This window comes from Betaproteobacteria bacterium, assembly GCA_016720065.1.
Taxonomy (GTDB): Bacteria; Pseudomonadota; Gammaproteobacteria; order Burkholderiales; family Rhodocyclaceae; genus SSSZ01.
Genome location: JADJXY010000001.1, coordinates 89,797 through 110,171 on the forward strand (window position 1 = coordinate 89,797; position 20,375 = coordinate 110,171).

The 20,375-nt window shown below is 61.8% G+C and carries 15 protein-coding genes and 4 tRNA genes; 18 read left to right on the forward strand and 1 reads right to left on the reverse strand.

Annotated features, from left to right (window positions below; translation table 11 throughout):
- Positions 1 to 31: 31 nt before the first annotated feature.
- The gene (locus IPM73_00405; protein MBK8916560.1) at positions 32 to 826 is read right to left on the reverse strand and encodes a prolipoprotein diacylglyceryl transferase; all 795 of its coding nucleotides are present in this window, start codon (positions 824 to 826) and stop codon (positions 32 to 34) included.
- Between the two features lie 73 nt (positions 827 to 899).
- On the opposite strand from IPM73_00405, the gene ilvD reads away from it, so the two are divergent.
- The 18 genes from ilvD (at position 900) to fusA (ending at position 20,368) form a co-directional block, all read left to right on the forward strand.
- Positions 900 to 2,756 (forward strand): dihydroxy-acid dehydratase, encoded by a 1,857-nt coding sequence (gene ilvD / locus IPM73_00410; protein MBK8916561.1) that lies wholly within the window; start codon positions 900 to 902, stop codon positions 2,754 to 2,756.
- A gap of 171 nt (positions 2,757 to 2,927) precedes the next feature.
- Positions 2,928 to 3,233 carry a c-type cytochrome gene (locus tag IPM73_00415; protein ID MBK8916562.1) on the forward strand — a complete coding sequence of 102 codons (306 nt, stop codon included), beginning with the start codon at positions 2,928 to 2,930 and terminating at the stop codon, positions 3,231 to 3,233.
- A gap of 108 nt (positions 3,234 to 3,341) precedes the next feature.
- Positions 3,342 to 3,426 (forward strand) — tRNA-Tyr (locus IPM73_00420).
- A 47-nt stretch (positions 3,427 to 3,473) separates the two neighbouring features.
- Positions 3,474 to 3,547 (forward strand) — tRNA-Gly (locus IPM73_00425).
- A 30-nt stretch (positions 3,548 to 3,577) separates the two neighbouring features.
- A tRNA-Thr gene (locus IPM73_00430) sits at positions 3,578 to 3,652 on the forward strand.
- A gap of 50 nt (positions 3,653 to 3,702) precedes the next feature.
- Positions 3,703 to 4,893: an elongation factor Tu gene (gene tuf / locus IPM73_00435; GenBank protein ID MBK8916563.1), complete on the forward strand. Its 1,191-nt coding sequence runs from the start codon at positions 3,703 to 3,705 to the stop codon at positions 4,891 to 4,893.
- Positions 4,894 to 4,954: 61 nt separating this feature from the next.
- A tRNA-Trp gene (locus IPM73_00440) sits at positions 4,955 to 5,030 on the forward strand.
- Between the two features lie 21 nt (positions 5,031 to 5,051).
- Positions 5,052 to 5,405 (forward strand): preprotein translocase subunit SecE, encoded by a 354-nt coding sequence (gene secE, locus IPM73_00445; protein ID MBK8916564.1) that lies wholly within the window; start codon positions 5,052 to 5,054, stop codon positions 5,403 to 5,405.
- Positions 5,402 to 5,935, forward strand: a complete 534-nt coding sequence (gene nusG, locus IPM73_00450; protein MBK8916565.1) for a transcription termination/antitermination protein NusG — start codon at positions 5,402 to 5,404, stop codon at positions 5,933 to 5,935. Before secE ends, nusG begins: the two co-directional genes overlap by 4 nt.
- A 160-nt stretch (positions 5,936 to 6,095) precedes the next feature.
- Positions 6,096 to 6,527: a 50S ribosomal protein L11 gene (gene rplK / locus IPM73_00455; protein MBK8916566.1), complete on the forward strand. Its 432-nt coding sequence runs from the start codon at positions 6,096 to 6,098 to the stop codon at positions 6,525 to 6,527.
- 2 nt (positions 6,528 to 6,529) lie between these two features.
- Complete coding sequence (rplA, locus tag IPM73_00460) at positions 6,530 to 7,228, forward strand: 50S ribosomal protein L1 (protein ID MBK8916567.1); 699 nt, start codon at positions 6,530 to 6,532, stop codon at positions 7,226 to 7,228.
- A gap of 228 nt (positions 7,229 to 7,456) precedes the next feature.
- Complete coding sequence (rplJ, locus tag IPM73_00465; protein MBK8916568.1) at positions 7,457 to 7,954, forward strand: 50S ribosomal protein L10; 498 nt, start codon at positions 7,457 to 7,459, stop codon at positions 7,952 to 7,954.
- A gap of 38 nt (positions 7,955 to 7,992) precedes the next feature.
- Entirely contained in the window at positions 7,993 to 8,364 is a 372-nt protein-coding gene (gene rplL, locus IPM73_00470) for a 50S ribosomal protein L7/L12 (GenBank protein MBK8916569.1), read from the forward strand.
- Positions 8,365 to 8,576: 212 nt separating this feature from the next.
- Positions 8,577 to 12,860, forward strand: coding sequence for a DNA-directed RNA polymerase subunit beta (rpoB, locus tag IPM73_00475; GenBank protein MBK8916570.1), 4,284 nt, complete (start codon positions 8,577 to 8,579; stop codon positions 12,858 to 12,860).
- 22 nt (positions 12,861 to 12,882) lie between these two features.
- Positions 12,883 to 17,085: a DNA-directed RNA polymerase subunit beta' gene (gene rpoC / locus IPM73_00480; GenBank protein ID MBK8916571.1), complete on the forward strand. Its 4,203-nt coding sequence runs from the start codon at positions 12,883 to 12,885 to the stop codon at positions 17,083 to 17,085.
- Between the two features lie 200 nt (positions 17,086 to 17,285).
- The gene (gene rpsL, locus IPM73_00485) at positions 17,286 to 17,663 is read left to right on the forward strand and encodes a 30S ribosomal protein S12 (GenBank protein MBK8916572.1); all 378 of its coding nucleotides are present in this window, start codon (positions 17,286 to 17,288) and stop codon (positions 17,661 to 17,663) included.
- Positions 17,664 to 17,785: 122 nt separating this feature from the next.
- On the forward strand, positions 17,786 to 18,256 hold the full coding sequence (rpsG, locus tag IPM73_00490) for a 30S ribosomal protein S7 (protein MBK8916573.1): 471 nt from the start codon (positions 17,786 to 17,788) through the stop codon (positions 18,254 to 18,256).
- A gap of 18 nt (positions 18,257 to 18,274) precedes the next feature.
- Positions 18,275 to 20,368: an elongation factor G gene (gene fusA, locus IPM73_00495; protein MBK8916574.1), complete on the forward strand. Its 2,094-nt coding sequence runs from the start codon at positions 18,275 to 18,277 to the stop codon at positions 20,366 to 20,368.
- The last annotated feature ends 7 nt before the right edge of the window (positions 20,369 to 20,375 follow it).

The following is a 20,375-nucleotide window of genomic DNA, read 5'->3' on the forward strand; positions in this document are numbered from 1 at the left end:
TTCATAATTATAATAACTTCCCGGGGCGCGGTCACGCCTGGCGGGATGAACGGCTGCAGGCAAGGAGGAGCAGGCCGGCGGCGACCATGGGCAGCGAAAGCCACTGCCCCATGCTGATCGTGTAGGAATGCCCGAAAATGCCAGCGTCGGGTTCGCGGAAATATTCGGTCAGGAAGCGAAAAATGCCGTAGCCGATGAGAAAGGCGCCGGAGATTGCTCCCCTGGGTCGTTTCCGTCCGGAGTACAACCAAAGGAGCGCGAACAGTGCGAGTCCTTCCAGGCCGACGTGGTACAACTGCGAAGGGTGCCGTGGCACTGCATCGCCGGCCTGAGGGAAGATCATGGCCCAGGGCAGGCCAGGGTCGGCCGGTCTGCCCCAGAGTTCGCCATTGATAAAATTGCCCAGGCGGCCGGCGGCGAGGCCGAGGGGCACGAGCGGTGCGATGAAGTCGGTGACGTCAAGCCAAGGTCTGTCATGCTTCCTCGACCACAGCGCCATGGCGACCAGCACGCCAAGAAAACCGCCGTGAAAGCTCATGCCCCCCTTCCATACGGCCAGGATTTCCAGCGGGTTGGCGAGGTAGTGGCCGGGCTCGTAGAACAGGATCTGGCCCAATCGCCCGCCGAGAATCACCCCCAGGACGCCGTAGAAGAGGAGGTCGTCCAGTTGCTCCAGGGTCCAGTCCCCGTGCACACCACGCCCAATGCGGTGGCGGCCGAGGAGATAGAACTGGGCGAAGGCCACCAGGTACATGAGGCCATACCAGCGTACGGCAAGGGGGCCGAGGGAAAGCGCCACTGGGTCGAATTGGGGGTGCAGGAGCATCGGGGAAAGGGTTTCGGCTAGAATTGGCCGATTATAGTCGCGGCCGCTCGAGCGGCTTTGTACGGAGTCTGTCATGCCCCACTATCGTTCCCGCACTTCCACCCATGGCCGCAACATGGCCGGCGCCCGCGCCCTCTGGCGCGCCACCGGCATGAAGGATGGCGATTTCGGCAAGCCCATCATCGCCGTCGTCAATTCCTTCACCCAGTTCGTGCCGGGGCATGTCCACCTCAAGGACCTCGGCCAGCTGGTGGCGCGAGAGATCGAAGCGGCGGGCGGCATCGCCAAGGAATTCAATACTGTTGCCATCGACGACGGCATCGCCATGGGCCACGGTGGCATGCTCTACAGCCTGCCTTCCCGTGACCTGATCGCCGATTCCGTCGAGTACATGTGCAACGCCCACTGCGCCGACGCCATGGTGTGCATCTCCAACTGCGACAAGATCACCCCGGGCATGCTGATGGCCGCTCTGCGCCTCAACATCCCCGCCGTCTTCGTTTCCGGCGGCCCCATGGAGGCGGGCAAGGTGAAATGGGAAGGCAAGACCATCGCGGTGGACCTCATCGACGCCATGATCAAGGCCGGCGACACCAAAGTATCGGATGCCGAGGTAGAAAGTTTCGAGCGTTCCGCTTGCCCCACCTGCGGCTCCTGTTCCGGCATGTTCACCGCCAATTCCATGAACTGCCTGACCGAAGCCCTGGGTCTAAGCCTGCCCGGTAACGGCACCGTCGTCGCCACCCACGCCGATCGCAAGGAGCTCTTCCTCAAGGCGGGCCGCACCGCGGTTGAGCTGTGCAAGCGCTACTACGAGCAGGACGATGTCACGGTTCTGCCCCGTTCCATCGCCACCAAGGCGGCCTTCGAAAATGCCATGGCCCTGGATGTGGCCATGGGGGGCTCCACCAATACCGTGCTGCACATCCTGGCTGCGGCCCAGGAGGCGGGGGTCGATTTCACCATGCGCGACATCGACGCCATTTCGCGCAAGGTACCTTGCCTGTGCAAGGTAGCGCCTGCCACCCAGGACTACCACATCGAGGACGTGCACCGGGCCGGGGGCATCATGGGCATTCTGGGCGAACTGGACCGCGCTGGACTCCTCCAGCGTGACGTCCCGACGGTGCATACCAAGACCCTGGGCCAAGCCATCGACCGCTGGGACGTGGTGCGCGAGCACGACCTCAAGATTCACCAGTTCTTCAAGGCGGCCCCTGGCGGAGTCCCCACCCAGACGGCCTTTTCCCAGGATCGCCGCTATAACGAACTGGACCTGGACCGCACCCACGGCTGTATCCGCAACGCCGCCAATGCTTATTCCAAAGAAGGTGGCCTGGCCGTACTGCATGGCAACATCGCCCGCGATGGCTGTATCGTCAAGACCGCCGGCGTCGATGAATCCATCTGGATATTCACCGGCAGGGCCCGCGTCTACGAAAGCCAGGACGCTGCCGTGGAAGGCATTCTCGGTGGCGAAGTGGTCGCCGGCGACGTCGTGGTCATCCGCTACGAAGGTCCCAAGGGCGGCCCGGGGATGCAGGAAATGCTCTACCCCACTTCTTATCTGAAGTCCCGTGGTCTAGGCAAAGAATGCGCATTGCTCACCGACGGGCGCTTCTCCGGAGGCACCTCCGGCCTGTCCATCGGCCACGCTTCGCCAGAAGCGGCGGATGGCGGCGCCATAGGCCTCATCGAAACCGGCGACAGCATCGAAATCGACATCCCCGCTCGCCGCATCCACTTGGCCATTTCGGACGCCGAACTGGGCAAGCGTCGGGCGGCCATGGAGGCGAAGGGAACTGCCGCCTGGAAGCCCGCTCAGCGTGAGCGCCTGGTGTCTGCCGCCCTCCAGGCCTACGCACTCATGACCACCTCCGCGGACAAGGGCGCGGTGCGCGACGTGAGCCAGATCGAGCGTCGTCGTTGAGCGGTGTCAAGGCTGCTGGCCCGTTGATTGCGCCGTATCGTCAACGCGCGGCGACGAAGGCGCGTTAAGCTTTTGCCGTCGCTGTCTCGTTCCCTTGCGTGCTTTCGCGCACCGGTAAAAGGGCTTATCATCGGCGGCGCTTGTTTACCAACCGACAGATGGAGCGAATAAATGAAAGCAATCTACGTTGCGATGATGGCCGCCGGTATCGTCATGGCTGGTCAGGTCCAAGCCGACGAGGCGCTGGCCAAGGCCAAGAACTGCATGTCCTGCCACGCCGTCGACAAAAAGCTGGTTGGCCCTGCCTATAAGGATGTCGCGGCCAAGTACAAGGGTGACGCCAAGGCTCCTGCTGCCCTGGCTGCCAAGATCAAGGCGGGTGGCAAGGGTGCCTGGGGTGAAGTTCCCATGCCCCCCAACAACGTCACCGAGGACGAGGCCAAGAAACTGGCTGCCTGGGTTCTGTCCCAGAAGTAAGTTCGGCACGCCCAGCAAGACCGGCTTTGGCCGGTCTTTTTGTTTGTGGGGTGGCAGCAAAACCCGTTGACAGGCTTTCTGGGCATCTGGATAATCGCGGGTTCTCTCGGAGGGGTTCCCGAGCGGTCAAAGGGATCAGACTGTAAATCTGACGGCTCTGCCTTCGAAGGTTCGAATCCTTCCCCCTCCACCAGTAAGTTGTCGTAGTACCTTGTGGTGCGGTGCGAAGAGAGCGTTTAAGCGGGTGTAGCTCAATGGTAGAGCTGAAGCCTTCCAAGCTTAAGACGAGGGTTCGATTCCCTTCACCCGCTCCATCGTGCTGTGGCTGAAGTTTTCTGAGGTAGGCCCATGTGGCTCAGTGGTAGAGCACTCCCTTGGTAAGGGAGAGGTCGGCAGTTCGATCCTGCCCATGGGCACCACCGACTGGCTGGTTCATTGTTGATTTTCTTGATTGATTTGGGGAAATGGTATGGCTAAGGAAAAATTCGAGCGTACGAAGCCGCACGTGAATGTGGGCACGATTGGCCACGTTGACCACGGCAAGACCACGTTGACGGCGGCGATCACCACGGTGCTGTGCGCCAAGTTTGGTGGCTCGGCCAAGAAGTACGATGAAATTGACGCGGCGCCGGAAGAAAAGGCTCGCGGCATCACCATCAACACCGCCCACGTCGAATACGAGACGGCCAACCGTCACTACGCCCACGTCGACTGCCCGGGCCACGCCGACTACGTCAAGAACATGATCACCGGAGCCGCCCAGATGGACGGCGCCATTCTGGTCTGCTCCGCTGCCGACGGCCCCATGCCCCAGACCCGCGAACACATCCTGCTCGCCCGTCAGGTGGGTGTGCCCTACGTTCTGGTGTTCATGAACAAGTGCGACATGGTCGACGACGCCGAACTCCTCGAACTCGTCGAAATGGAACTGCGTGAGCTGCTCTCCAAGTACGACTTCCCCGGAGACGACACCCCCATCATCCACGGCTCCGCCCTCAAGGCCCTGGAAGGCGACAAGTCGGAAATTGGCGAAGCCTCCATCCTGCGGCTGGCCGACGCCCTCGACTCCTACATTCCCACCCCCGAGCGCGCCATCGACCAGCCCTTCCTGATGCCTGTGGAAGACGTCTTCTCCATCTCCGGTCGCGGCACTGTCGTCACCGGCCGGGTTGAGCGCGGCATCATCAAGGTTGGCGAAGAAATCGAAATCGTCGGCATCCGCCCCACCGTCAAGACCATCTGCACCGGCGTCGAAATGTTCCGTAAGCTCCTCGACCAGGGTCAGGCCGGCGACAACATCGGCGCCCTGCTGCGGGGCACCAAGCGGGAAGACGTCGAGCGCGGCCAGGTGCTGTGCAAGCCGGGCTCCATCACCCCGCACACCCACTTCACGGGCGAGGTGTACATCCTCTCCAAGGACGAAGGCGGCCGCCACACCCCGTTCTTCAACGGCTACCGCCCCCAGTTCTACTTCCGCACGACGGACGTGACCGGCTCCATCGACCTGCCCTCGGGCGTCGAAATGGTCATGCCCGGCGACAACATCGCCATGACGGTCAAGCTCATCGCCCCCATCGCCATGGAAGAAGGCCTGCGCTTCGCCATCCGTGAAGGCGGTCGTACCGTCGGCGCCGGCGTCGTCGCAAAAATCGTCGAGTAATCGCCTTAGCAACAAACAAGGGCGCTCCGGGGAATCCGGGGCGCTTTGGTGTCTCTGCTGCAGGGGTATAGCTCAATTGGCAGAGCGTCGGTCTCCAAAACCGAAGGTTGGGGGTTCGATTCCCTCTGCCCCTGCCATTCTCTAGAAACGCGCATTCAATGGCCGACAAAATCAAGTTCGCGCTGGCGCTGCTGCTGCTGGCGGCGGGCGTGGCTGGCTTCTACCTCCTGTCCGAGCAGGCGATGATCCTCCGTGTGCTGGCGGTACTCGCCGGCGCGGGGGCGGCTGTGGCAGTGGCGTGGCAAACGGAGCCAGGGCGGCGTTTCTTCACCTTTGCCCAGGAAGCCAGCGACGAGACCAAAAAGGTTGTCTGGCCGAGTCGCAAGGAGACCATGCAAACCACCGGGGCCGTGTTTGCCTTCGTCGTGGTCATGGCTCTCATGTTGTATTTCACCGACAAGACCCTCGAATGGGCACTCTACGATCTGATCCTGGGCTGGAAGAAATCATGAGCAAGCGCTGGTACGTCGTCCACGCCTATTCCGGCTTCGAAAAGAGCGTCATGCGCGCCATCCAGGAGCGCATCAATCGGCAGGGGATGCAGGAGCACTTCGGTCGCATCCTCGTTCCGGTCGAGGAAGTCGTGGAAATGCGCGGGGGCCAGAAGGCCATTTCCGAGCGCAAGTTCTTTCCCGGCTACGTGCTGGTCGAAATGGACATGAACGACGACACCTGGCACCTGGTGAAAAACACACCCAAGGTCACCGGGTTCGTCGGCGGAACCGCCACCAAGCCCACGCCGATTTCCGAGAAGGAAGTCGCCAAGATCATGCAACAGATGCAGGAAGGGGTCGAAAAACCCCGTCCCAAGGTGCTGTTCGAAGTGGGCGAGGTCGTGCGTGTCAAGGATGGCCCCTTCACCGATTTCCATGGTTCGGTGGAAGACGTCAATTACGAGAAGAGCCGCCTGCGGGTCTCGGTGACCATCTTCGGTCGTGCCACGCCGGTGGAGTTGGAGTTTGCCCAGGTCGAAAAGGCCTGAGTTGAGTAAAGGATGAAAAGTGAAAGGTGAAACGGCTTAAACCCAGAGGGTTTGGACCGTACGCATTTCCCTTTCATCTTTCACACAGCAGTAACAAGAGGAGCGTCAGTAGTCGGAACTCCGGCGAAGCCGCGTTACCACTCATCTTCAAGGAGTCATCATGGCCAAGAAAATCATTGGCTACATCAAGTTGCAAGTGCCGGCCGGCAAGGCGAATCCTTCGCCCCCGATCGGTCCGGCTCTCGGCCAGCGCGGCCTCAATATCATGGAATTCTGCAAGGCCTTCAACGCCCAGACTCAGGGCGTGGAACCGGGTTTGCCGATTCCAGTCGTCATCACGGCTTTTGCGGACAAGTCCTTCACCTTCGTGATGAAGACACCGCCGGCCACCATTCTCATCAAGAAGGCCGCCGGTATCCAGAAGGGGTCGCCCAAGCCGCATACTGACAAGGTGGGCAAGATCACCCGTGCCCAGGCTGAGGAAATCGCCAAGACCAAGGCCCCCGACCTCACCGCCGCGGACCTCGACGCCGCTGTGCGGACCATTGCCGGCTCCGCCCGTTCCATGGGCATCACGGTGGAGGGTCTCTAATCATGGCAAAGCTTACCAAGCGTCAAAAGGCCCTGCAGAGCAAGGTCGTTCCCCAAAAGCTCTATCCCGTCCAGGAAGCGCTGCAATTGGCCAAGGACACCGCGGCCGCCAAGTTCGATGAGTCTATCGACGTGGCCGTCAATCTGGGTGTCGATGCGCGCAAGTCCGACCAAGTGGTTCGGGGTTCCGTCGTGTTACCTGCCGGAACCGGCAAGAGCGTCCGCGTTGCCGTGTTCGCTCAGGGTGACAAGGCGGAGGCCGCCAAGGCTGCCGGTGCCGATATCGTCGGTTTCGACGATCTGGCTGCCGAAGTGAAGGGCGGTAATCTCAATTTCGACGTGGTCATCGCCACGCCGGACGCCATGAAGGTGGTCGGTCAGTTGGGCCAGATTCTGGGTCCCCGGGGCTTGATGCCGAACCCCAAGGTGGGCACCGTGACCATGGATGTGACCACCGCGGTCAAGAACGCCAAGGCCGGTCAGGTGCAGTACCGGACCGACAAGGCCGGTATCGTGCATGCCACCCTGGGTCGTGCTTCCTTCTCCGTCGAAAATCTGGAGACCAACCTCAAGGCGCTGATCGAAGCTCTCAACAAGGCCAAGCCCGCGTCCTCCAAGGGGCAGTACCTCAGAAAAATCGCCGTCTCCGCGACCATGGGTCCGGGGGTGCGCATCGACCAGGCATCGCTCCTGGGGCAGTAAGAACTTTGGGCCGTTCTCCGGTGCCGCGTGTGCCGGGGGGCGGATCGTCAAAGACCGCAGGTGCCCGGGCATCCGTCCGGGCTTAATGGCATAGCGGCCTGCGCAGACGGTGTACCCAGAACAGGATTCAAAGCCGGCCGGCAACGGACGGTGAAGCTTCTGGTTCAGGTCGCCGTGGGTGCGGCAGGATTTTCCTGCCGTGTTTGGACTTGAAAGGAGGAAAGACCTGTGGGTCTCAATCTGAACGACAAAAAAGCTGTCGTGGCTGAGGTGTCGGCGCAACTGGCCAACGCTCAGACTATCGCGCTGGCTGAATACCGCGGTATCGAGGTGGGTGATCTCACCGTGCTGCGCAAAAAGGCTCGCGAATCTGGCGTTTACCTGCGTGTGCTGAAAAACACCCTGGTGCGGCGCGCTGTGGCTGATACCCAATTTGCCGGCCTGGCCGAGCAAATGGTGGGTCAGCTGATTTACAGCGTGTCGGCCGACCCGGTCGCCGCGGCCAAAGTCTTGAACGACTTTGCCAAGACCAACGACAAACTGGTACTCAAGGCCGGCTGCTATGCCGGCAAGGTGCTCGACCAGGCAGGTGTGAAGGCTCTGGCCTCCATCCCCAGCCGCGAAGAGCTGCTCTCCAAGCTGCTGTACGTCATGCAAGCACCGGTCGCCGGCTTCGTCCGCGCCCTGGATGCCCTGGCCAAGCAGCGCGAAGAAGCTTCCGCTTGATCCCTACCGCTTACGAACTGAACTAGGAGTTGTTTGAAATGGCTATTAGCAAAGAAGATATCCTCGAAGCCGTTGGCGCCCTGACCGTCATGGAACTGAATGACCTGGTCAAAGCCTTCGAAGAGAAGTTCGGCGTTTCCGCCGCTGCCGTCGCCGTTGCCGGCCCGGCCGCCGGCGCCGCTGCCGCTGTCGAAGAGAAGACCGAATTCACCGTCGTGCTGCTGGCCGCCGGCGAGAAGAAGGTCGAAGTCATCAAGGTCGTCCGTGCCGCCACCGGCCTGGGCCTCAAGGAAGCCAAAGACTTGGTCGATGGCGCTCCCAAGCCCGTCAAGGAAGGCATTCCCAAGGCCGACGCCGAAGCGCTCAAGAAGCAGTTGGAAGACGCTGGCGCGAAGGTCGAACTCAAGTAACAGGCATTGCCCGATGGGCTGGCGGTTTTTTGCCGCCAGCCCTTTTCTGCTTTCTGCACCAGGTTCCGCCCTCCACGAAAATCCCGCTTTGAGCATCGCCTGCCGGCAAACGCAAACGTCGCCCTTGACCTTCCCCGCAGGGAAGGGGAGGCCGTTTGCGTTTGCCCGCTTCCTTTGGGCTTACCACCCGCTTTCCTGATCCCGGAGTTACCATGACTTACTCCTACACCGAGAAAAAACGCATCCGCAAGAGCTTCGCCAAGCGCGCCAACGTGCTTGAGGTGCCCTTCCTGCTTGCGACCCAGCTCGAATCCTTCACCGCCTTCCTGCAGGCCGAGGTGCCCGCCGAGAAGCGCAAGAACGAGGGCCTGCAGGCGGCGTTCACCTCGATCTTCCCGATCGTTTCCCATTCGGGCAACGCGCGTCTGGAATTCGTGAGCTACGCGCTGGGAGAGCCGGCTTTCGACGTGAAGGAGTGCCAGCAGCGGGGCCTGACCTTCGCATCGTCCCTGCGGGCCAAGGTGCGCCTGGTCATCATGGATCGGGAAGCGCCCGAGACCGTGAAGGAAGTGAAGGAACAGGAAGTGTACATGGGCGAAATTCCGCTCATGACCACCAACGGATCCTTCGTCATCAACGGGACCGAGCGTGTCATCGTTTCCCAGTTGCATCGCTCTCCGGGCGTCTTCTTCGAGCACGATCGCGGTAAGACCCACAGCTCCGGCAAACTGCTCTTCTCCGCCCGCGTCATTCCCTACCGCGGTTCGTGGTTGGATTTCGAGTTCGATCCCAAGGACACCCTGTTCTTCCGCGTCGACCGTCGGCGCAAGATGCCTGTCACCACGCTGCTCAAGGCCATCGGCATGTCGTCGGAGCAAATTCTGTCCGAATTCTTCGAGTTCGACACCTTTGCGCTGACCCGAGACAAGGTCGAGTTTGCCCTCGTTCCCGAACGCTTGCGCGGCGAGGTGGCCCGCTTCGACTTCGCGGGGCCCGACGGCAAGGTGCTCGTTCCCAAGGACAAGCGCATTACGGCCAAGCACATCCGCGATGTCACAGCCGCCGGGCTCAAGCAGATCGTCGTGCCGGAGGATTTCATCCTGGGTCGCGTCGTGGCGCGCAACGTCGTCGATACCGGAACGGGCGAGATCATCGCCAATGCCAACGACGAGATCACCGAGACCCTGCTGGCCAAGCTGCGCGAGGCCGGCATTACCACCGTGGAAACGCTGTACACCAATGAACTAGATCGCGGAGCCTTCATCTCCAATACCCTGCGGGCGGACGAAACCGCCTCCAGGCAGGCTGCCCGCGTAGCCATCTACCGCATGATGCGTCCTGGCGAGCCGCCCACCGAAGAAGCGGTCGAGATCCTGTTCAACGGGCTGTTCTACTCCGACGAGCGTTACGACCTGTCGGGGGTTGGCCGCATGAAATTCAACCGCCGTCTGGGCCGGCCCGACGTCATCGAGCACAAGGTCATGGTGCGCGGTCTGGCGTCCAAGGCGGAAGCAGCCCTCAAGAATCTGGCCGACGGTGCCAATCTCCCCCTGGAGACCATCCAGGGTCTGGTGGCGGAATTGCACTACGGCGCCCGTGCTCTGCTGGAGAACACCACCGCTGCGGAAGCCGAAGCCCTGGCAGCCCGCCTCAAGCCCCTGGGCGCCAACGTCGAGGTGCGCGAGCAACTGACCCTCTCTCCGCGGGATATCGTCCAGACCATCAAGATTCTGGTCGAACTGCGCAACGGCCGGGGCGACATTGACGATATCGATCACCTGGGCAATCGTCGCGTCCGTTCGGTCGGCGAACTGGCGGAAAACCAGTTCCGCGCCGGTCTGGTCCGTGTCGAACGGGCGGTGAAGGAACGCCTGTCCCAGGCCGAGTCCGACAATCTGATGCCCCACGACCTGATCAACGCCAAGCCCATTTCCGCGGCGATCAAGGAGTTCTTCGGGTCCAGCCAGTTGTCCCAGTTCATGGACCAGACCAACCCGTTGTCGGAAATCACCCACAAGCGCCGTGTTTCTGCCCTGGGCCCTGGCGGTCTGACCCGCGAGCGTGCCGGCTTCGAGGTGCGCGACGTGCATCCGACGCACTACGGCCGTGTCTGCCCCATCGAAACGCCCGAAGGGCCGAACATCGGCCTCATCAATTCCCTGGCGCTCTACGCCCAGGTGAACGCCTACGGCTTCATCGAAACCGCCTATCGCAAGGTCAATGACAGCAAGGTCACCGACCAGATCGAGTACCTCTCCGCCATCGAGGAGGGTGCCTACGTTGTCGCCCAGGCCAATGCCTCCCTCGACAGCGGCGGAAAACTGACCGACGAGTTGGTCACTTGCCGCGAGAAGGGCGAAACCATCCTGGCCGAGCCCTCGCGCGTCCAGTACATGGACGTGGCACCGGGCCAGATCGTTTCCGTCGCCGCTTCCCTGATTCCCTTCCTGGAGCATGACGACGCCAACCGGGCCCTGATGGGTGCCAACATGCAGCGTCAGGCCGTACCTTGCCTGCGTCCGGAGAAGCCTCTGGTCGGTACCGGCATCGAGCGCACCGTGGCGGTCGACTCGGGCACTGCCGTCGTCGCCCTGCGCGGTGGTTTGGTCGATTATGTCGATGCAGGTCGCGTCGTGGTCCGGGTCAACGATGACGAGACCGTCGCCGGCGAAGTGGGCGTCGATATCTACAATCTGGTCAAGTACACCCGCTCCAACCAGAACACCAACATCAATCAGCGACCCCTGGTGAAGGTGGGCGACCACATCGCCAAGGGGGACGTGGTCGCGGACGGCGCCTCGACCGACAAGGGCGAACTGGCTCTCGGCCAGAACATGCTGATCGCCTTCATGCCCTGGAACGGCTACAACTTCGAGGACTCGATCCTCATCTCCGAGCGCGTCGTCGCTGAAGACCGCTACACCTCGATCCACATCGAGGAACTGACGGTCGTCGCCCGCGACACCAAGTTGGGCCCCGAGGAAATCACCCGCGACATCGCCTCCCTGGGCGAGGCCCAACTCTCCCGCCTGGACGACTCCGGCATCGTGTATATCGGTGCCGAGGTCGAAGCCGGCGACGTGCTGGTGGGCAAGGTCACGCCCAAGGGCGAGACCCAACTGACGCCGGAAGAGAAGCTGCTGCGCGCCATCTTCGGCGAGAAGGCCTCCGACGTGAAGGACACCTCCCTGCGCGTCCAGTCCGGCATTGCCGGCACCGTCATTGACGTCCAGGTGTTTACCCGTGAAGGCATCGAGCGCGACAAGCGCGCCCAGTCCATCATCGATGAGCACCTGCGCCACTACAAACTGGACCTCGCCGACCAGATGCGCATCGTGGAGCGTGACGCCTTCGCCCGCGTCGAGCGCCTGATCCTGGGCAAGAAGGCCAACGGTGGTCCGAAGAAGCTGGCCAAGGGCAGCGACATCACCAAGGACTATCTGGATGGCATGGACCCGCACCACTGGTTCGACATCCGCATCGCCGACGAAGACGTCGCCCAACAGCTCGAGCAGGTCAAGGATGGCCTTGAGCAGGCTCGCAAGGACTTCGACATCGCCTTCGAAGGCAAGCGCAAGAAGCTCACCCAGGGCGACGAACTGCCCCCGGGCGTGCAGAAGATGGTCAAGGTCTACGTGGCCGTGAAGCGCCGCCTGCAACCCGGCGACAAGATGGCGGGTCGTCACGGCAACAAGGGTGTGGTCTCCCGCATCCTGCCGGTGGAAGACATGCCCTACATGGCCGACGGCCGCCCCGTCGATATCGTGCTCAACCCGCTGGGCGTGCCCTCCCGGATGAACGTCGGCCAGATCCTGGAAGTCCATTTGGGCCTCGCTGCCAAGGGTCTCGGCCACAAGATCGGCGACATGCTGCGTGCCAACGCCAATGCCAAGGAGGTCCGCGGTTTCCTGGACAAGGTTTACAACTCCAATGGCAAGCCCGAGCAACTCGAGGAGTTGAACGACGCCGAGATCATGGAGATGGCCGGCAACCTCAAGGAGGGCGTGCCCTTCGCCACCCCGGTGTTCGACGGCGCCAAGGAAGAGGAGCTGAAGGCCATGCTGGCCCTCGCCGGCATGCCGTCCTCCGGCCAGATGACCCTGTTCGACGGCCGTACCGGAGAAGCCTTCGAGCGCCAGGTCACCGTCGGCTACATGCACTTCCTGAAGCTGCACCACCTGGTCGATGACAAGATGCACGCCCGTTCCACCGGGCCGTACTCCTTGGTCACGCAGCAGCCACTGGGCGGCAAGGCCCAGTTCGGCGGCCAGCGCTTCGGCGAAATGGAAGTGTGGGCCCTGGAAGCCTACGGCGCCTCCTACGTCTTGCAGGAGATGCTCACCGTCAAGTCCGACGACGTCAATGGCCGCACCAAGGTCTACGAAAACATCGTCAAGGGCGAGCACAGGATCGATGCCGGCATGCCGGAATCCTTCAACGTGCTGGTCAAGGAAATCCGGTCGCTGGCTATCGACATCGATCTGGAACGTTACTGATTTAGGGCCGAGGAGTTAAACGATGAAAGCATTGCTCGATCTGTTCAAGCAGGTTACGCAGGAAGAGGAATTCGACGCGATCACCATCGGGCTTGCCTCGCCCGACAAGATCCGTTCCTGGTCCTATGGCGAAGTGAAGAAGCCGGAAACCATCAACTACCGGACCTTCAAGCCCGAGCGCGACGGCCTGTTCTGCGCCAAGATCTTCGGCCCCATCAAGGACTACGAGTGCCTGTGCGGCAAGTACAAGCGTTTGAAGCACCGCGGCGTCATCTGTGAGAAGTGCGGCGTCGAAGTCACCCTGGCCAAGGTCCGTCGTGACCGCATGGGCCACATCGAACTGGCTTCCCCCACGGCCCACATCTGGTTCCTGAAGTCCCTGCCGTCCCGTCTCGGCATGGTGCTGGACATGACGCTGCGCGACATCGAGCGCGTCCTCTACTTCGAAGCCTACGTGGTGACCGACCCTGGTCTGGTCAGCACCCTCCAGCGCGCCCAACTGCTCACCGAAGAGCAGTACCTGGAGATGATGGAAGAGCACGGCGACGAATTCACCGCCTTCATGGGCGCCGAGGGTATCCGCGAACTGCTGCGCAACCTCGACCTCAACAGCGAAGTCGAATCCCTGCGCGCCGAGCTGGAAGTCACCGGTTCCGAAGCCAAAAACAAGAAGATCGCCAAGCGCCTCAAGGTACTGGAAGCCTTCCAGAAGTCCGGCATCAAGCCCGACTGGATGATCCTCGAAGTCCTGCCCGTCCTGCCGCCGGACCTGCGTCCCCTGGTGCCCCTGGACGGTGGCCGCTTCGCCACTTCCGACCTGAACGACCTCTATCGTCGCGTCATCAACCGCAACAACCGTCTCAAGCGCCTCCTGGAGCTGAAGGCCCCGGAAATCATCGTGCGCAATGAAAAGCGCATGTTGCAGGAAGCCGTCGACAGCCTGCTCGACAACGGCCGTCGCGGCAAGGCCATGACCGGCGCCAACAAGCGCCCACTCAAGTCCCTGGCCGACATGATCAAGGGCAAGGGCGGTCGTTTCCGTCAGAACCTGCTGGGCAAGCGTGTCGACTACTCAGGCCGTTCGGTCATCGTGGTCGGTCCGCAACTCAAGCTGCACCAGTGCGGCCTGCCCAAGCTGATGGCCCTGGAACTCTTCAAGCCCTTCATCTTCCACAAGCTGGAAGTGCTCGGCTACGCCACCACCATCAAGCAAGCCAAGAAGATGGTGGAAGGACAGGAGCCGGTGGTGTGGGACATCCTGGAAGACGTCATCCGCGAACATCCGGTCATGCTCAACCGGGCGCCGACCCTGCACCGTCTGGGTATCCAGGCCTTCGAGCCGACCCTGATCGAAGGCAAGGCCATCCAGCTGCACCCCCTCGTCTGCGCCGCGTTCAACGCCGACTTCGACGGTGACCAGATGGCCGTCCACGTCCCCCTGTCCCTGGAAGCCCAGATGGAAGCCCGCACCCTAATGCTGGCCTCCAACAACGTGCTGTCCCCCGCCAACGGCCAGCCGATCATCGTGCCGTCCCAGGACATCGTGCTCGGTCTGTACTACGCGACCCGCGAGAAGATCAACGGCAAGGGCGAGGGCATGTATTTCGCCGATGTCGCCGAGGCCGAACGTGCTCTGGCGGCCAAGGAAGTCGACATCCACTCCCGCATCACCATCCGCCTCAAGCAGTACGAAGCCGGCGCCAGCGAGGGTGAGTGGGTGGAAAAGGTGGCCCGGGTGAATACCACCGTCGGTCGCGCGCTGTTGTCGACCATCCTGCCCAAGGGGCTGCCCTTCAAGGCCATCGACAAGGCCCTGAAGAAGAAGGAGATCTCCAAGCTGATCGACGAATCCTTCCGCCGCTGCGGCCTGAAGGAAACCGTGGTTTTCGCCGACAAGCTGATGCAGAACGGGTACGCCCTGGCCACCCGCGCCGGGATTTCCTTCTGCTCGGATGACATGACTGTACCGGCCAAGAAGTACGAGATCATCGCCGAGGCAGAAAAAGAGGTGAAGGAGATCGAGACCCAGTACACCAACGGCCTGGTGACTCAAGGTGAGCGCTACAACAAGGTTGTGGACATCTGGGGCCGTACCGGCGACCAGGTGGCCAAGGTCATGATGGAACAACTCGGTCACGAGGAAGTCGTCGACCGCCACGGCAAGAAGGTCAAGCAGGATTCCTTCAACTCCATCTTCATGATGGCCGACTCCGGTGCCCGCGGCTCCGCCGCCCAGATTCGCCAGCTGGCGGGCATGCGCGGCCTGATGGCCAAGCCGGACGGCTCCATCATCGAGACGCCCATCACCACGAACTTCCGTGAAGGCCTGAACGTTCTACAGTACTTCATCTCCACCCACGGCGCCCGTAAGGGTCTGGCCGACACGGCGTTGAAGACGGCCAATTCCGGTTACCTGACCCGCCGCCTGGTGGACGTGACCCAGGATCTGGTCATCACCAAGGACGATTGTGGGACGAACAACGGCTTTGCCGTGAAGGCCCTGGTCGAAGGTGGTGAGGTGATCGAACCCCTACGTGAGCGCATCCTTGGCCGCGTCACCGGGGAGGATCTGGTGGACCCGGAAACCCAGGAAACCGTCATCTTCGCCGGCACCTTGCTGGACGAAGACATGGTCGAACTGATCGACAAGCTGGGCATCGACGAAGTCAAGGTCCGTACCCCCCTCACCTGCGAGACCCGCTACGGCCTCTGCGCCAAGTGTTACGGTCGCGATCTGGGTCGCGGCATGCTGGTCAATTCCGGCGAGTCTGTGGGGGTGATTGCGGCCCAGTCGATTGGCGAGCCGGGAACCCAGCTGACCATGCGGACCTTCCACGTCGGCGGCGCGGCCTCCCGGGCCGCGGTGGCCTCGCAAGTGGAGGCCAAGTCGGCCGGTACCATCCGACTTACCGCCAACATGCGCTACGTCACCAGCGCCAAGGGCGAAAAGGTAGTCATCTCCCGTTCCGGCGAGGTCCTGATTACTGACGACCACGGTCGTGAGCGCGAGCGCCACAAGGTTCCCTACGGTGCGCTTCTCACCGTGGACGAAGGCCAAGTCGTGAAGGCCGGTGTCAAACTGTCCACCTGGGATCCCCACACCCGTCCGATCATCACCGAATACGCCGGTAACGTGCGCTTCGAAAACGTCGAAGAGGGGGTCACCGTCGCCAAGCAGGTGGACGACGTGACCGGCCTGTCCACCCTGGTGGTCATCGACTCCAAGCGCGGCGGCAAGGCCGCCGCCAAAGGTCTGCGCCCCGTGGTCAAGCTGCTCGACGACGCCGGTCAGGAAGTGAGGGTCACCGGCAGCGATCACGCGGTTTCCATCGCTTTCCAGGTGGGGTCCATCATCTCCGTGGCCGATGGTCAGAAGGTCGGCGTCGGCGATGTCCTGGCGAGAATGCCGCAGGAATCTGCCAAGACGCGCGACATCACCGGTGGTCTGCCGCGGGTGGCCGAACTGTTCGAAGCCCGTACTCCCAAGGATGCCTCGGTCCTGGCCGAATTCACCGGCACCATCAGTTTCGGCAAGGACACCAAGGGCAAACAGCGCCTCATCATCACCGACATGGACGGTACCGCCCACGAATACCTGATCCCCAAGGACAAGCACGTGCTGGTGCACGACGGCCAAGTGGTGAACAAGGGCGAAAAGATCGTCGAAGGCGAACCCGATCCGCACGATATCCTGCGTTTGCAGGGTGTCGAGGCCCTGGCCCGCTACATCACCGACGAAGTGCAGGATGTCTATCGTCTGCAAGGCGTGAAGATCAACGACAAGCACATCGAAGTGATCGTCCGCCAGATGCTGCGCCGGGTGACCATCGTCGAACCGGGCGACACCAAGTTCATCAAGTCCGAACAGGTGGAACGCGCCGAATTGCTGGCCGAAAACGACCGCGTGGTCGCCGACGGCAAGCTGCCCTGCACCTTCGAGCACATGCTGCTCGGGATTACCAAGGCCTCCTTGTCGACGGATTCCTTCATCTCGGCGGCGTCTTTCCAGGAAACCACCCGGGTGCTCACCGAGGCTGCCATCATGGGCAAGCGCGACGAACTCCGGGGCCTCAAGGAAAACGTCATCGTCGGCCGCCTCATCCCCGCCGGTACCGGCCTTGCCTACCACCGTACGCGCAAGGCTCAGACTGCCGGCGAGGACATGGCCGGTCAAGGAGCCGTGGACGCGGAAGCAGCGGCTCAGGAGGAGGATCAGAGCGTTTGATCCCCTGCGCAGGGGGCCGTCCTTTGTCGCTTTTCGGACCGAAGCTGCCTGGGGAAACCCCCTTGTTTCGTTGACTTGGGGGTTGATCGACCCTAAAATCTACGGTCTTTGTCGGCGGAGGCTAATCATTGTCTCCGCTTTGGATAACAAAATTGCCGCGTGCATTGGCGTCAATGCCCGGCCGTTGAAGGATTTTTGCTATGCCGACCATCAACCAGCTCGTGCGCAAGCCGCGCGTTGCCGAGGTGTCCAAGAGCAAGGTGCCCGCTCTGGAGAAATGCCCCCAGAAGCGCGGTGTCTGCACCCGCGTCTACACCACGACTCCGAAGAAGCCGAACTCTGCGCTGCGTAAGGTGTGCAAGGTTCGCCTGACCAACGGCTTCGAAGTCATCTCCTACATCGGTGGTGAAGGCCACAACCTCCAGGAGCACTCCGTGGTCCTGATCCGCGGTGGTCGTGTCAAGGATTTGCCCGGTGTGCGTTACCACACCGTGCGGGGCTCCCTGGATACCCAGGGCGTCAAGGATCGTAAGCAGTCCCGTTCCAAGTACGGGGCCAAGCGTCCGAAAGCCGCTTAAAGCTTTAGCGGCTTGAGTAAGTGGTCGTCCCAGGTTTTTCCTGATTGGGCGGCCGGGAGAGGCCGGATGGGTGAAGACCACCCTCCGGCTTTTCAACTGAATAGTGATCAAGTGAGGTAAATATGCCCCGTCGTCGTGAAGTACCCAAGCGTGACATCCTGCCGGATCCCAAGTTCGGCAACGTCGAAGTTTCCAAGTTCATCAACGCCATCATGCAAAGCGGCAAGAAGTCCGTTGCCGAACGCATCGTCTATGGCGCCTTTGACATCATCACCAAGAAGGGCGGCAAGGATCCCCTCGAGGTGTTCGGTTCCGCCATGGCCAATGTGCGCCCGATGGTCGAAGTGAAGTCCCGCCGCGTCGGCGGTGCCAACTATCAGGTGCCCGTGGAGGTGCGGCCCGCCCGTCGCGCGGCCCTGGCCATGCGCTGGCTGCGCGAATCCGCCCGCAAGCGTTCCGAGAAGTCCATGGGTCAGCGGCTGGCCGCGGAAATGATGGAAGCCGCCGAGAACCGTGGTGGCGCTGTCAAGAAGCGTGACGAAGTGCATCGCATGGCCGAGGCCAACAAGGCCTTCGCCCACTTCCGCTTCTAATTCGCAAAGGGCTTTAACGTGGCACGTAAAACACCCATCGAGCGCTACCGCAATATCGGCATCAGCGCCCACATCGACGCCGGCAAGACGACGACGACCGAGCGCATCCTGTACTACACCGGGGTCAATCACAAGATCGGCGAAGTGCACGACGGTGCTGCCACCATGGACTGGATGGAGCAGGAGCAGGAGCGGGGCATCACCATCACCTCCGCCGCCACCACCTGTTTCTGGAAGGGCATGGACCTACAGTTCCAGGAGCACCGCTTCAACATCATCGACACCCCGGGGCACGTGGACTTCACCATCGAGGTGGAGCGTTCCATGCGTGTTCTGGACGGTGCCTGCATGGTCTATTGCGCGGTCGGTGGTGTTCAACCCCAGTCCGAGACCGTGTGGCGTCAGGCAACCAAGTACAACGTGCCCCGTCTGGCCTTCGTGAACAAGATGGACCGCTCCGGCGCCAACTTCTTCAAGGTCGTCGAGCAGATGAAGACCCGCCTCAAGGCCAATCCGGTGCCCATCGTCATCCCCATCGGTGCCGAGGATACCTTTGCTGGCGTGGTCGATCTCATCAAAATGAAATCCATCATCTGGGACGAGGCCTCCCAGGGCATGAAGTTCGAGTACCGGGACATTCCGGCTGAACTGATCGGCGTCGCGGGAACGTGGCGTGAGCAAATGGTCGAGGCTGCCGCCGAGGCCAGCGAAGACCTGATGAACGAGTACCTGGAAAACGGTGATCTGTCGGAAGAGAAGATCAAGGAGGGGCTGCGTCTGCGTACCCTGGCCTGTGAAATCCAGCCCATGCTCTGCGGTACGGCCTTCAAGAACAAGGGTGTGCAGCGCATGCTGGACGCCGTGATCGAATTGTTGCCCTCGCCGATCGATATCCCGCCGGTTCAGGGGCTGGACGACCGCGAACGGCCTGCTTCCCGCAAGGCCGACGACAGCGAGAAATTCTCCGCTCTGGCCTTCAAATTGATGACCGACCCCTTTGTCGGTCAGCTCACCTTCATCCGCGTCTATTCCGGCGTTCTGGCTTCCGGCTCCACCGTGCTCAACTCGGTCAAGGACAAGAAGGAGCGCATCGGCCGCATTCTGCAGATGCATGCCAACAACCGGGAAGAGATCAAGGAAATCCTGGCCGGCGACATCGCCGCCTGCGTGGGCCTTAAGGAAGTGACCACCGGTGAAACCCTGTGCGACCCTGACGCTCCGATCATCCTCGAACGCATGATCTTCCCCGAGCCCGTGATTCACGTGGCCGTAGAGCCCAAGACCAAGGGTGACCAGGAGAAAATGGGCATCGCGCTCTCCCGTCTGGCGGCCGAAGACCCGTCCTTCCGCGTGCGCACCGACGAAGAATCTGGCCAGACCATCATTTCCGGCATGGGCGAACTGCACCTGGAAATCATCGTCGACCGCATGAAGCGCGAGTTCAACGTCGAGGCCAACGTCGGTGCCCCTCAGGTGGCCTACCGCGAGTGCATCAAGAAGGCCGTCGAGCAGGAAGGCAAATTCGTCAAGCAGTCGGGCGGCCGCGGCCAGTTCGGCCACGTCTGGCTCAAGATCGAGCCGAACGAGCCGGGTGCAGGTTACGCCTTCGTCGATGCCATCAAGGGCGGCGTCGTGCCCCGCGAATACATCCCCGCGGTGGACAAGGGCCTTCAGGATGCCGTCACCAGCGGTGTGCTGGCCGGCTTCCCGGTGGTCGACATCAAGTTCACCCTGTTCGATGGTTCCTACCACGACGTGGACTCCAACGAAAACGCCTTCCGCATGGCGGCTTCCATGGCCTTCAAGGAAGGCATGAAGAAGGCCAGCCCGACCCTGCTCGAGCCGATGATGGCCGTCGAAGTCGAAACGCCGGAAGACTACATGGGCAACGTCATGGGCGACCTCTCGTCCCGGCGCGGCATCGTCCAGGGCATGGACGACCTGCCCGGCGGCATGAAGGCCGTACGCGCCGAAGTGCCCCTGTCCGAGATGTTCGGCTATGCCACGTCCCTGCGCTCCCTGTCACAAGGGCGTGCCACCTACTCGATGGAATTCAAGCACTACTCCGAAGCGCCGAAGAACGTCGCCGAGGCTGTCATCAACAAGAAGTAACCCCTTA

Coding starts and splice junctions, on each gene's coding strand:
- IPM73_00405 (MBK8916560.1), bottom strand. CDS start 826: ATGCTCCTGCACCCCCAATTCGACCCAGTGGCGCTTTCCCTCGGCCCC.
- ilvD (MBK8916561.1), top strand. CDS start 900: ATGCCCCACTATCGTTCCCGCACTTCCACCCATGGCCGCAACATGGCC.
- IPM73_00415 (MBK8916562.1), top strand. CDS start 2,928: ATGAAAGCAATCTACGTTGCGATGATGGCCGCCGGTATCGTCATGGCT.
- tuf (MBK8916563.1), top strand. CDS start 3,703: ATGGCTAAGGAAAAATTCGAGCGTACGAAGCCGCACGTGAATGTGGGC.
- secE (MBK8916564.1), top strand. CDS start 5,052: ATGGCCGACAAAATCAAGTTCGCGCTGGCGCTGCTGCTGCTGGCGGCG.
- nusG (MBK8916565.1), top strand. CDS start 5,402: ATGAGCAAGCGCTGGTACGTCGTCCACGCCTATTCCGGCTTCGAAAAG.
- rplK (MBK8916566.1), top strand. CDS start 6,096: ATGGCCAAGAAAATCATTGGCTACATCAAGTTGCAAGTGCCGGCCGGC.
- rplA (MBK8916567.1), top strand. CDS start 6,530: ATGGCAAAGCTTACCAAGCGTCAAAAGGCCCTGCAGAGCAAGGTCGTT.
- rplL (MBK8916569.1), top strand. CDS start 7,993: ATGGCTATTAGCAAAGAAGATATCCTCGAAGCCGTTGGCGCCCTGACC.
- rpoB (MBK8916570.1), top strand. CDS start 8,577: ATGACTTACTCCTACACCGAGAAAAAACGCATCCGCAAGAGCTTCGCC.
- rpoC (MBK8916571.1), top strand. CDS start 12,883: ATGAAAGCATTGCTCGATCTGTTCAAGCAGGTTACGCAGGAAGAGGAA.
- rpsL (MBK8916572.1), top strand. CDS start 17,286: ATGCCGACCATCAACCAGCTCGTGCGCAAGCCGCGCGTTGCCGAGGTG.
- rpsG (MBK8916573.1), top strand. CDS start 17,786: ATGCCCCGTCGTCGTGAAGTACCCAAGCGTGACATCCTGCCGGATCCC.